A 12,458-nucleotide genomic window follows, 5' to 3' on the forward strand; every position below is an offset into this window, starting at 1 on the left:
AACACCGGCGACAGTCGGGACGCACCGAAGGACCCGAGCCGAGGCTCGGGTCCTTCGCTGTGTATCGATCCCGGATCGGCGAACCGTCCGGGATCAGCTCACCAGGAGCTCTTGTGCACGCCCGGCAGTTCGCCGCGGTGCGCCATTTCGCGCAGGCACACGCGGCACAGGCCGAACTTGCGGTACACCGCGTGCGGCCGGCCGCAACGCTGGCAGCGGGTGTAGGCGCGGACAGCGAACTTCGGCTTGCGGTTGGCCTTGTTGATCAGTGCTTTCTTGGCCATGTCTCAGTTCTCCTTGAACGGGAAGCCGAGGTGCTTCAGCAGGGCACGGCCTTCTTCGTTGTTGGTCGCGGTGGTGACAACGGTGATGTCCATACCGCGCGGACGGTCGATCTTGTCCACATCGATCTCGTGGAACATCGACTGCTCGCTCAGGCCGAACGTGTAGTTGCCGTTGCCGTCGAACTGCTTGGGCGACAGGCCGCGGAAGTCGCGGATACGGGGCAGGGCGATCGAGACCAGGCGGTCCAGGAACTCCCACATCCGGTCGCCGCGCAGGGTGACCTTGGCGCCGATCGGCATACCCTCACGCAGTTTGAACTGCGCGATGGACTTGGTGGCCTTGCGGATCTGCGGCTTCTGGCCGGTGATCAGGGCCAGGTCCTCGACCGCGCCGTTGATCAGCTTCGCGTCGCGGGCGGCGTCACCGACACCCATGTTCACCACGACCTTGACCACGCCCGGGATCTGCATGACGTTGGGGTAGTTGAACTCGCTGTTCAGCGCGTCCTTGATCTCGGCACGGTAGCGCTGCTTGAGCCGGGGCTGCACTTTCTCGGTGGTGGTCATATCAGATGTCCTTCCCGTTCTTACGGGAGATCCGAACCCGCTTGCCGGTTTCTTCGTCGGTGCGGTAGCCGATCCGGGTCGGGTTACCGTCCGAGTCGACGACCATCACGTTCGACACGTGGATGGGCGCTTCCTGGGTCACGATGCCGCCGGAGGAGGCGCCACGCAGGTTCGCGGAGTTCGCGACGTGCTTCTTGATCCGGTTCACGCCCTCGACCAGGATCCGGTTGTCCTTCGGGAAGGCCTGGATGACCTTGCCCTTGGCGCCCTTGTCCTTGCCCGAGACGACGAGCACGGTATCGCCCTTGTGCACCTTCATGTCAGAGCACCTCCGGGGCCAGCGAAACGATCTTCATGAACTTCTTGTCGCGCAGCTCGCGCCCGACCGGGCCGAAGATGCGGGTGCCGCGCGGGTCGTTGTCCGCCTTGATGAGCACGGCGGCGTTCTCGTCGAAACGGATGTAGGAACCATCCGGACGGCGCCGTTCCTTGGTGGTGCGCACCACGACGGCCTTCACCACGTCACCCCGTTTGACGTTGCCGCCGGGGATGGCCTCTTTCACAGTGGCGACGATGACATCGCCGATACCGGCATAGCGGCGCGACGAACCACCGAGAACGCGGATGCAGAGAATCTCCTTGGCACCCGTGTTGTCGGCGACGCGCAGCCGCGACTCCTGCTGAATCACTTCAGCCTCCTCGACCTGGACGATAAGCACGCCGGATTGCCGACCCGACGGGCATGGTCTGTCGCCATCCGAACGCACGCCTACCAGCGGTTCTCTACGATCTCGACGATCAACCACCGGGGGTTCGCGGCCGAATCGCGGGCACCGGGCCCGCAGGCAACCGGTCAAGGATAGCGAATCCCCTGCTCAAACCGAAATCGGGGGGTCGTCGCCGCGATCCTTCGCGCTGTCACTCCAGAGCCCGGCGGTCCCCGGCTGTCGATACCCACGGTCCCGGGGCCGGGCCGGTCCGTGTCTCCCGGCGCGACGTTGGGAGGGGGCGCCGGTAGCCTCATGGGGCCGGTTCGCCATAGAGAGGTGCGGGTCCCGCATCGGGGAGAGGTTTCGTTGAAATCATCGGATCGTCGAGTGGTGCTCGATCGCCGTGGGTTCCTCGTCGCGCTGGGGCTCGCGCCCGCGGCCGCGTGGCTGGCCTCCTGCTCCGAGGCCACACCCATAAAGCTGGTGACCGTCGATATGAGCGGTTCCGATCCGGCGATCCGGCCCCAGGACGATCTCTACCGGCACGTCAACGGTAAATGGCTGCGCGAGTACCAGCTGCCGCCGGACAAAACCGCCTACGGGGCGTTCAGCGAGGCCGGGGAACGCACCCAGCAGCAGCTGCGGGAGATCATCGAGAGCATCAGCGACCCGGCGGACGGGACCGAAGCCCAGCAGATCCGCGACCTGTACGACGCGCGGATGGACCTGGACGAGATCGAGCGGCTGGGTCTGACGCCCCTGGATTCGATGTTCGCCGAGATCGAGGACGCGAAGGACAAACCGGCCCTGGCCGAGGTGATGGGCCGGCTGCCGATCGGCGGGCTGATCGGTATCGGCGTGAGTATCGACCAGAAGAACTCCTCGGCCCATATCCCCGCGATCGGGCAATCCGGGCTGGGCCTGGACGAGCAGTACTATCGCGACCCGCGGTTCGCCGAGGAACTGGCCGGTTACCGGACCTTTCTGGAACGCCTGGCCAAGGGTGCGGATCTGCCCGACCCCGCCGGGGTGGCCGGGCGGCTGCTGGACCTGGAGAAGCGGATCGCCACCGCGCACTGGGACAATGTGCGCAACCGCGACGCGGAGGCCACCTACAACGTCTTCGATTGGGACAAGGCCACCGCCCTGGCCCCGGAATACGACTGGGACCCGTGGCTGCGCGGTATCACCGACCGGCCCAGGGATCTGTTCGCGAAGGTGGTGGTGAACCAGCCCTCGTTCGTCACCGAGGCGGGCAAGATCTGGGCGGCGACCGATATCGCGATCTGGCGCGACTATTTGAAGCTCGCGGTGCTCAAGACCTATGCGAACGTGCTGCCCAAGGAGATCTCCGACGCCAATTTCGATTTCAACGGGCGGCTGATGTCCGGGCTGAAGCAGCGGCCGGAGCTCTGGAAGTCGGCCGTCGGCTCGGTGGACGGCAACCTGAGCGAACAGCTGGGCAAGCTGTACGTGGACAAGCATTTCCCGCCCGAGGCCAAGGAACGGGTCGAGGCGATGGTCGACGATCTGATGGCGGCCTACCGGGAGAACTTCACCCATTCCGCCTGGATGTCGCCCGAGACCCGCCGGGCCTCGATCGAGAAACTGGACAAGATCGGCACCAAACTCGGGTATCCCGACAAGTGGGTGGACTATTCCGGGTTGAAGGTCACCCGCGGCAAGCTGATCGAATCCCTGCGCGCCATCAACGATTTCGAGGTGAAACGGTCCTTCGACCGGCTGGGGAAGCCGGTGGACAAGGCAGAGTGGAGTGCCTCACCGCAGACGGTGAACGCCTACTATTCCGCCACCAACAACGAGATCGTGTTCCCCGCCGCGTTCCTGCAGCCGCCGTTCTTCGACGCCGACGCCGAGATCGCGGTGAACTACGGCGGAGTCGGTGCGGTGATCGGGCACGAGATCGGGCACGGTTTCGACGACCAGGGTTCGAAGTTCGACGGGGACGGTAACCAGCGCGACTGGTGGACCCCCGCCGACCGGGACGCCTTCGACGCCAAATCCCAGGCGCTCATCGAGCAGTACAACGCCCTGGTCCCCGCGGGCCTGCCGCCGGAGCAGCATGTGAACGGCGCACTCACCGTCGGGGAGAATCTGGCCGATCTGCGTGGGTTGCAGATCGCACTGGCCGCCTACCGGATCGCCGAGCAGCGCCAGGGTGTCACGAACCCCGACTACCGCACCATGTTCAATTCGTATTCGCGGATCTGGCGCTCCAAGCAGACCCCCGAGGTCACCGAACAGCTGCTCGCCGGTGACACCCATTCTCCCGACGAGTTCCGGGTGAACCAGGTGGTCCGCAATATCGCGGAGTTCTACCGGACCTTCGGTGTGGTGGAGACGGACAAGCTCTTCCTCCCCGAGGAGCAGCGCATCGAACTGTGAGCTTTCAAGGTCCGCAGTGGCGTGGTAGCCGGGTCGCGAGAGACCGGCCGCCGGAACACGGACTCCCGCGGTTATTCGAACTCGCAGGGCTCAGCGGCGAGCACACCGCCCGCCGTCCACCGGACCCGCGGCGTGCCCGGCCGAACCGACTCCGACGCAGGCATATCCGGAGAATCGACGAACGTCGACAGAAGTTGTCGCAGATACCGCCCGAGAAGATCGACCGTGTTCTGCTCGTGGTACTCGGCGTCGGCGTGTACACCCACCCGCAGCTCGCCCGCGGCCCCCGGCGTGAAAGCGAACACCAGGCGGTGCACAGTCTCGCGTGGGCTCTCCAGTATCCGCACCGAGACATCGTCCCCGAGCCAGTATCGGCCGCCCGGACGCGTGCGGTCGTCGAAGTCCACCACAGCCCGGCACAGATCGTAGGGGGAATGGCCCGGACACACCGCCGCGGCGATACCGTCGATCAGCATGTCCTGACTTCCGTAGACCCCGAGCGCCGTGCCGCGCGCACGATCGAGCACCGTACGCAGGGTCGGCTCGCCGGACAGATCGTGGCGCAGTACCACCGCCGCGGACAGCGGGCCCACCACGTCGGCCGCCGAAGCGTCGGCCCGGCCGGAAACCGGTGCGCCGAGCGCGATATCGGAGCCCGCTCCGAGCGCGTGCAGTAACGCGGCCACCACAGCCTGATACAGCATGTACTCGGACGCGTCCATGGTTTCGGCGTGCGCGCGCAACCTCCGGCGCAATGCGGTGGATACCGTGAATTCGCTGCACCGGCGGGCAGCGGATCCGTCGCCGACCGCGGCGGCGGATTCCGGTAGGCCCGCCGATGCGGCGCGCCAATGAGCCAACTGCGGCCCGGTCGTTTCGACGGTGGCCAGTTGCCACAGCGTGTAGTCGGCGTAAGCGATCGCCGGTCCCGCCCACTGTGGTGCGTTACCGGCCCCGGCCCGGCTCCGATAGGCCGTGGCCAGATCGGTGAACACGATTCGCAGCGACTGCGCGTCGGCCACCAGCCGGTCGGCGGTGATGACGAGGACGTGATCGTCCACGCCGAGAACGAACAGTTCCGCGCGTAGCAGAGGGCCCACCGTCCGGACGAAAGCGCTCGGTACCGCGGCGAGGACCCGGGTCAGATCGCTTTCCGCGATCACGATGCGGCGGATCTCCGCGCGGAGTTCCGGCTGTACCACCTGGTGCCGCGACTCACCGTCGCCGGCCACGACTGTCCGCAGAATCTCGTGCCGCGCGGACACATCGTGAAAAGCTTCGGTCAATGCCTCGTGGTCGAGCGGGCCGGCCAAGCGGGCAGCCAGCCGGACCGTAGCACCGGCTCCGGACAGCGGGACCGCGCGCTGGTTGAACGACAATGGAATACGCACGGGGCGCGGCCCGCGCTCCAGTGCGGGCCGCCCGGTGGTGATGGCCGGTGTCGCGTCGATCACCGCTGCCAGGCCCGCCACGGTCGGGGTGTCGAACGGCGCCCGCACATCGACCTCGACACCGAACTCCGCGCGGATCAGCTGTACCAGGCGGTTCGCGAGCAGGGAATGTCCACCGAGTTCGAAGAACGAATCGTCGGCGCCGACCTGCTCGCAATCGAAAATCGCACCGAACAGTCCGGCCAGCCGGACCTCGGTGGCGGTGCCGGGTGGCCGCGTCGTGGCGGCTCGGAAACGACTCGGCTCGGGGAGCGCCCGGCGGTCGAGTTTCCCGTGCTCGGTCAGTGGAATCTCGTCGATCACCGCCCAGGCCGTGGGCAGCATGTATTCCGGAAGGATTTTCGCCACGTACGCCCGGATTTCGGCCACCTCCACGGTTCCGGAGACAGGAACCAGGTAGGCGGCCAGGCCCGTTCCGGTGGCCGGATCCCGGAACGCCACCACCGCGCACGCCCCGACCCCCGGATGCGCGGACAGCGCCGCCTGTACCTCACCGGTTTCGACCCGATACCCCCGCACCTTGACCTGCTCGTCGGCACGTCCGATGAACTCCAGCTCACCCGCGCCGTTTCGCCGCGCCAGATCGCCGGTGCGGTACAGCCGCCGCCCAGGCCGGAAAGGGTCGGCGACGAACCGTTGCGCGGTCAGCGCCGATCGGTGCAGATAGCCGCGAGCCAGTTGTTCTCCGCCCAGGTAGATCTCGCCGGTGACCCCGTCCGCTACGAGCTGTAGCCGATCGTCCAGCAGGTAGACGAATACGTTGCGGTTCGGTACGCCGACCGGCACGACTCGGGTGCCCTGCGGGCCGCGCACGGTGAGATGAGTGGCCGAGACCACTGCCTCGGTGGGACCGTAGTGGTTGCGCAATTCCGCGTCGAAGATGCCCGCGAACCGATCGGCGACCTCACCCGGCAGCGCCTCACCGCCCACCGGGACCCGGCGCAACGCTCGCCATTCGGCGACCTCCGGCAGCACGAGAAAGGTGCTCAGCAACGACGGCACCATATGCAGCACCGTCACCCCGTGCCGGGTGATCAGGTCGGAGATGTAGGGGATATCGCGCAGCGCGTCCGGTTTCGGAATGACCAGGCAGGCCCCGAGGGACAAGGTGACGAAGATATCGAGCAGGGACGCGTCGAAACTCACCGAGGAGGACTGCAACAGCCGGTCCGCGGAGGTCATATCCCACTCCGCGGTGAACCCGCGCAGATGAGCGGATATGGCCTCGTGCGCGACCGCTACTCCCTTCGGCGTTCCCGTAGAACCCGACGTGTAGATGACATAGGCCGTATTGCCCGGTCGCAACGGACGCACCCGTTCTTCGTCGGAGAGATCGTGTCCGGCGAGGCCGGCGGCACACTCCTCGGCGACGGCCAGTTCGGCCGGGTCGAGAACCAGTCGCGGACGGGCGTCCGCGTACAGGAAGTCGATGCGTTTGCCCGGATAGGCAGGATCGATCGGAAGGTAGGCGGCTCCCGCCTTCAGCACCGCCAGAACCGCTACCACGAACTCCACGGACCCGGTGATGCGCAAGCCCACGAGATCCTCTGTCCCGATACCTTGCCCGGCCAGCCATCGCGCCAGCCGATTGGCACGAGTGTTGAGTTCGGCGTAGGTCAGGTCGAGGCGGGACCCGGGAGCCGTCAGTGCGATGGCGGCCGCCGCACGCGCGACCCGGTCCTCGACCAGGGCAACGAGTGTCGTGGGCTCATAGGGCACCAGTTCGCCGTGGGACCGGGCGAGGAGCGCGCTCCGGTCGTCGGCGCCGAAGAGATCCAGCTCCCCCAACCGTGTCCCGGGATCACTCAGTGCGCTGTCGAGCAACCGCAGATAATGGGTGAGCGCTTTTTCGACCAGTCCGCTGTCCAGGTGGTCGAGCCGGTAAACGGCATCCACCTGTGGTTGCTGCGGGTCGAGTATTACGCTGATATGCAGCGGCACCGGCGCGACCGGTGACCCGGCGGCCTCCAGGGTCGCGGTGATCCCGTGCAGGACCGGTAGAGCGCTCGGCGCACGCACCCCGAAGCCGACGCGCACCAGCTGAGCCAACCCGTCGCGGGCACCGGTGCGGTCGGGATTCATCGCGTGCACCACCCGATCTATTCCGGTGTGCCGACGAGCGAGTCCTTCGGCGAGAGTGCCGGCCACCCGGGTGAGGAACTGCCCGAATGTCTGCGCGGGGTCCGGTGTGCATCGGATCAACAGAGTGTTACCGAAATAGCCGATTCGCCCGGCTGCCTCCGGTTCACGGGTGTCGACCGGCACCGCTGTCAGGAAATCGCGGGTGGCGGTATAGCGGTGGATGAGCGCGGCGAACGCGGCGAGCAGCAGCGCCGATTCGGCGACTCCGTATTCGGCGGCGGCATCGCGGATCCGGCCCGGCAGCGAACCGGGAAGAGGTACCGACGCTTGGCCGACAGCTCCCCGACCCTGGATACGCTGCGCGGATCGGCCCGGTAGTTCCAATGGCTCCGGTAGCGGGGACAGCTCCCGGCACCAGTATTCGAGAGGCGCGTTGCCGGGATCCGCATTGTCGGGGAGTTCCGCGAACCGGATCGGCTCCGCCCTCGACGAGGGGTCGTTGTAGCCCGCCGTCAACTCCGCGGCGAGCACGGAAGCCGATTCGTCGTCCCACGCGATCGTGTGCATCACCAGCAGTAACAGGTGATCCTCGGTGCCGCGCCGGATGAGGGTAGCGCGCAGCGGTGGATCCTCCGCGAGATCGAACGGCTGCGATAGCGCCCGCCGCGTGAGCACCTCGATCCGGCGCCGCGCGGGTTCGGTGGCCAGCGCGGCGAGGTCGTACTCCTGCCAGCCGAGAGGGAGATCTGTGCGCACCACACCGTAGGGCTCGCCGTCCGGCCCGAACCCGTAGGTGGTGCGCAGGACGTCGTGCCGCTCGGCAATGGATTCCACTGCCGCGCGAAGCCGTTTGATATCGAGCGTGCCGCGGAGCCGGTAGCCGAGCGGGATATTGAGCTGGGTGTCGTCGGGATCACGGGTCTGCAGGAACCAGGCGCGCCGTTGCCCGGCGGACAACCGCCGCCGGGTCGTCGGGCCCGGTACGGCCGCATCGACCCGTTCGGCCTCCTGGTTCGCGGCGTTGACGATGATCGACATGATTCCCTTCGGCCCTGATGGTCCTTTTCGACCGGCTGGTCCGGCCGGGGCCGGATCATTCCGCCGCGTCGGTCAGATACCCGCCACGCCGGAAGAATTCGGCACCACTGTGTTCGACGCCGCCGGCACGCACCCGGGTGATCAGCAACCCGTGGTTCTCTCCGCGATGGGCATCCGGGCCGCACACCACCACACCGCCGCCCTCCTGGACGATGACCCGCCCCGGCGTCCCGCCGTAGCGGGCGGTGGACACATCCGCCTCGAGCACCTCGATACGCTCACCGCGATAGTGGCTGTACGCGCGCGGATACGGCGCCGACAGGGCTCGGACGAAACGCTCCAGATCCGTTGCGTTCCAATGCCAATCGATACGACTGTCCCGATCGGAACGCTTGTGGAAGTAGGTACGTGCGGCCTTGTCCTGGGGGCGCCATTGCACGGTCCCGGAGGAGAGCGCCGCGAGAGCCTCGTGGATCGCGCCCGGGATGAGTTCCATTCCCGCGAGCACCAATTCCGTGCCCGTGGCTCGGGGCCCGATCGGCAGCGAATGCTGCACGAGGATATCGCCGGTGTCGAGTTGATCGTCCATCCGATGCACCGTCAGACCGAACTCGGTCGCGCCGCTGATCAGTGCCCACAGCACCGGTGAGAATCCGGTGAACTTCGGCAGCAGCGAATCGTGCAGGTTGAGCGTGCCGTAAGTGGGCATATCGTACAGCTCCGCCGGCATCCAGGTGTACCAGCTGTTCACCACGATGACATCCGGTTCGGCCCGCTTCACCAGGTCGATCGTCTCGGCGTCGGCGTGTTCGGTCAGGTGGAGCGGGATGCCGTGCTCGCGGGCGAGTTCTTGAACCGAATCCGACCAGATCCCCTTGTAGGAGTCCTCGCTGGCGGGGTGGGTCACCGCGAGCACCACCTCGTGCTCGGAATCGATCAGCGCTTGCAGAGTCTTTCGTCCCCAGGTCTGGAACCCGAACGACACGATACGCATCGACGAACCTCATCTATCGGCAATAAGAACATAGGCAAGCCTATCCTATGATCACCGTCAGCGGTTGAGGACTCGTTCCCGTAGCACGGATGCGGCCGCCACACCGGAGCCCGGGAGCGCCCCGGGCGCGCTCGCCAGGATCCGGTCCGAAAGTTCACCCAGGCAGCTGAGGTTCGGGAACCCGGGCCCCTGGGCGAGACCCGCCATATTCGGCAGATACAACTTCGCGGGCAATCCGTCGACCGCCAGGTCGTATCCGATCACCGACTCGATCCGGGTCTGGGTGGCCGGACCGCCGACGGCCAGCTCGAACAGGTCGGCCGCCTCCTCGTCGAACAGATCCAGAAACCACAGCGGCTGCCCGCCTGTGGCATCCACGACCAGATCGAAGGCATGTGTCCGGTCGTGCCGTGCTTCGTTGCGCAACGTCAGCGCGACCCCGTCGCCCTCGTCGGCCACCCGCACCACTCGACCCTGCAGATGATGAACCCGGTTGTCCGCCAGCAACCTTTCCTGCACCCGCACCGAGAAAACGCCCCGGTCGGTACGCCGCACCACATCGCGGCGTTCGGCGATGCTGAGCGCACACCATTTGGCGGGATCACTGAAGAGCGAGTTCTCGAAATAACTTTCGCCCCGCGTGTATATGGTGGCCGCGGGCGAGATCACCGAAACGGTCAGCACGTCGTGGCGTACGAGCTCGTCCATCGCCGATCCCGCGGTCTCACCACCCCCGATCACCGCCGCCCGGGACGAAGGCGGCAGCTGCCGACGTCCCGCCAGATCCCAGAAATCGGCGATACTCAGCAGCTTCGAATGATCGGCGAGGGCCCGCCCGCTGTCGCCCGGACCGGTGATCATCAACCGGTCCGCGCCGACCTCCACCGTCGCGCCTGCGGCGTCGGCGACCACAGCCCGCCAGCCGCCGTCCGCTACGCCGACCGACCGAACCCGGCCACGGATCACCTCGACCTCGGATCTACGAGCAACCCACTGCAGGTATTTCGCCCACAGTGCGTGCTCCGGACTGGGCCTGCCGCGATCCACCCATTCGGCGTAGGTACCGCGATCCACCAGGAACGCTGTCCACCCGAACGCCATCATCGCCTGGTTGACGGCATGATTGTGGCCGCGCGCCCAGGTGGAGTGATACGGGAAGCCGATATCCTTCTCCGGGCTCGTTCCGAGCCGGTGTCTGCCATCGGTCCATCCACCGGTGGGCAGCCAATTGCCGCCCACCGCATTCGGTTCCACCACGGTGACCTGCGGTGCGGGTAATCCCAGCTCGCGCAGCACGTACGCTTTGGCCGCGACGGCCATGGCCTTGGGGCCCGCGCCGACCACCAGAAGTCTGTCCACTGGTTCTCCCAACTTTCCCGGCAGTTCGTTGGCGTCGGCCTCATCTCGTGCGATGCCGAGCACCGCACCGAGCCGTTCGACCCATCAGGTTCGCATAGCCTTACCTTACAACACCGGCGGCCGTGAAAACCGGGGCCCGCTCAGGGAATTCACCGGTCGATACCGCGCGAAAAGCCCGTCGACCAGCGCGGACAGCAGTGGCGGGTCTTCCGGAAAATCGACCGATCGAGCAGCCGTCGAAGCCGGCCCACCACGGCCCATTTCCGACTATGTGCCAACCGACCGCGAACGCGGGGGGCACGGCGCCGCCGGGTGCCGAACGGACTCGGCGGGCGCATCGGGCCGGGCAGTCCGATCAGCCCGCAGGGTCACGATTCGATGATGAGGCGACCCTCGGACGTCCACCATCCCCGATGGCCGGTACGGAACAGACGGGATCGCGAATCGTAGGGGTCACCCACGAAACAGTCACCGTCACGACCTTGCGCGAACTCGGCACCCAGGGCCCGGCCACCCACATGGACATCACCGACCACTCCGGGCGCCACCAACCGACCCTCGTCCAGCAGCAGCACCTTCGCGCCGGGAACCGGCCGGGTCCACGCAGTCGGTGCCAGCGGTCCGCGCGACACCGCACCGAGGTACGCCGGAGCGTGGAACGCGACGGTCGCCACGGCATCCGGGGCCAGGCAGCGCACCGCTTCCGGCAGCATCGACCCGCCGCATGTGCCGATCAGATCCCATCGGGCCACCGCGGGCAACCGTTCCACGCCGGCCTCGACGAATCGGATCGGTAGCCCTGCTTCGGCGACCACCTGGGTCACACCGTAGGTCTCGATGAGACCGGCCAGCGCCAGCGGATCGCGGCGCTGCGCTTCCGTCGGCACCACTACCGACGCACCCGCGGACCACGCGGCCAGCAGGTCCACCGTATTCTGCGGATCTCCCCAGGGCAGCGCCAGCAGCCGGACATCCGCGGGCCGCATCGCCGGATCGACCCGGCGTGGCCGGCGATCGGCGGCGATATTGCGACGGTCGGCGACGGCCACCGCCAGCGCATCGGCGCTCAACAGCAAACCGTTCGCGCCGAAACGGCCGACCCCGACCCGGGACGCCGTGACGAACTCGGCCAGTAACGCGGCGATGCCCCCAGGAGTCGGCGACGCGGACGATTCACTCGCTCCCCCGGCGCTGCCGAGGCCGTCGAACAGGTCGCCATAGGTGACCACGCCGCCGCCGCAACGAGCTGCCACCCGGGTTCCGGGCACCATATGACCGTGCCTGATCACGGTGACCAATGGGGAGACGTCGTACGGTTCCACACCGGTGGCCCATTCGCCGAGTATCCGCTCGCGCTCGACGCTCGTCGGGCTCGGCACGACGAACGAGTCGATACCCCTGATATCGTCGACAACGGTCATCAGTCACCTCCTGGCACCGTAGCGAGCGCATAGGTCTCGTCCACCGTCGCTCCCGCCTCGCTGGTCGTCGGCTCGGTCACCACACCTTCGACCCTTGATATTAGGCTTACCTTACAATGCGAGAATCCGATTCTCCATACCCTTGC

At 66.9% G+C, this 12,458-nt stretch carries 9 protein-coding genes; 1 reads left to right on the forward strand and 8 read right to left on the reverse strand.

Going from position 1 to position 12,458, the window contains the following annotated elements; translation table 11 throughout:
- Positions 1-98 precede the first annotated feature (98 nt).
- The 4 genes from AB0H42_RS04770 to rplN are packed head-to-tail and all read right to left on the reverse strand — an operon-like array spanning position 99 to position 1,540.
- Positions 99-284 (reverse strand): type Z 30S ribosomal protein S14, encoded by a 186-nt coding sequence (locus tag AB0H42_RS04770; RefSeq protein ID WP_030522661.1) that lies wholly within the window; start codon positions 282-284, stop codon positions 99-101.
- A gap of 3 nt (positions 285-287) precedes the next feature.
- A complete protein-coding gene (gene rplE, locus AB0H42_RS04775) occupies positions 288-851 on the reverse strand; it encodes a 50S ribosomal protein L5 (protein WP_357049858.1) in 564 nt (187 codons plus the stop codon).
- 1 nt (position 852) lies between these two features.
- Positions 853-1,170, reverse strand: a complete 318-nt coding sequence (gene rplX / locus AB0H42_RS04780) for a 50S ribosomal protein L24 (protein WP_030522663.1) — start codon at positions 1,168-1,170, stop codon at positions 853-855.
- Position 1,171: 1 nt separating this feature from the next.
- Positions 1,172-1,540 (reverse strand): 50S ribosomal protein L14, encoded by a 369-nt coding sequence (gene rplN / locus AB0H42_RS04785; RefSeq protein ID WP_357050216.1) that lies wholly within the window; start codon positions 1,538-1,540, stop codon positions 1,172-1,174.
- Between the two features lie 411 nt (positions 1,541-1,951).
- Between rplN and AB0H42_RS04790 the strand changes: the two genes are divergently transcribed.
- Positions 1,952-3,967, forward strand: a complete 2,016-nt coding sequence (locus AB0H42_RS04790) for a M13 family metallopeptidase (RefSeq protein WP_357049861.1) — start codon at positions 1,952-1,954, stop codon at positions 3,965-3,967.
- Positions 3,968-4,038: 71 nt separating this feature from the next.
- Here AB0H42_RS04790 and AB0H42_RS04795 read toward each other — a convergent pair whose 3' ends face one another.
- The 4 genes from AB0H42_RS04795 to AB0H42_RS04810 all read right to left on the reverse strand — a co-directional run bounded on the left by AB0H42_RS04795 (position 4,039) and on the right by AB0H42_RS04810 (position 12,312).
- A complete protein-coding gene (locus AB0H42_RS04795; RefSeq protein WP_357049864.1) occupies positions 4,039-8,538 on the reverse strand; it encodes an amino acid adenylation domain-containing protein in 4,500 nt (1,499 codons plus the stop codon).
- A 55-nt stretch (positions 8,539-8,593) separates the two neighbouring features.
- Positions 8,594-9,532, reverse strand: coding sequence for a methionyl-tRNA formyltransferase (locus AB0H42_RS04800; protein WP_357049867.1), 939 nt, complete (start codon positions 9,530-9,532; stop codon positions 8,594-8,596).
- Positions 9,533-9,589: 57 nt separating this feature from the next.
- Positions 9,590-10,891 (reverse strand): SidA/IucD/PvdA family monooxygenase, encoded by a 1,302-nt coding sequence (locus tag AB0H42_RS04805; RefSeq protein ID WP_357049870.1) that lies wholly within the window; start codon positions 10,889-10,891, stop codon positions 9,590-9,592.
- 368 nt (positions 10,892-11,259) lie between these two features.
- On the reverse strand, positions 11,260-12,312 hold the full coding sequence (locus tag AB0H42_RS04810; protein ID WP_357049874.1) for a hypothetical protein: 1,053 nt from the start codon (positions 12,310-12,312) through the stop codon (positions 11,260-11,262).
- Positions 12,313-12,458: the final 146 nt, after the last annotated feature.

The sequence above is a fragment of the Nocardia sp. NPDC050799 genome, assembly GCF_040654015.1.
In the GTDB taxonomy this organism is placed as follows: domain Bacteria; phylum Actinomycetota; class Actinomycetes; order Mycobacteriales; family Mycobacteriaceae; genus Nocardia.

Coding starts and splice junctions, on each gene's coding strand:
- AB0H42_RS04810 (WP_357049874.1), bottom strand. CDS start 12,312: ATGACCGTTGTCGACGATATCAGGGGTATCGACTCGTTCGTCGTGCCG.
- AB0H42_RS04770 (WP_030522661.1), bottom strand. CDS start 284: ATGGCCAAGAAAGCACTGATCAACAAGGCCAACCGCAAGCCGAAGTTC.
- rplE (WP_357049858.1), bottom strand. CDS start 851: ATGACCACCACCGAGAAAGTGCAGCCCCGGCTCAAGCAGCGCTACCGT.
- rplX (WP_030522663.1), bottom strand. CDS start 1,170: ATGAAGGTGCACAAGGGCGATACCGTGCTCGTCGTCTCGGGCAAGGAC.
- AB0H42_RS04795 (WP_357049864.1), bottom strand. CDS start 8,538: ATGTCGATCATCGTCAACGCCGCGAACCAGGAGGCCGAACGGGTCGAT.
- AB0H42_RS04800 (WP_357049867.1), bottom strand. CDS start 9,532: ATGCGTATCGTGTCGTTCGGGTTCCAGACCTGGGGACGAAAGACTCTG.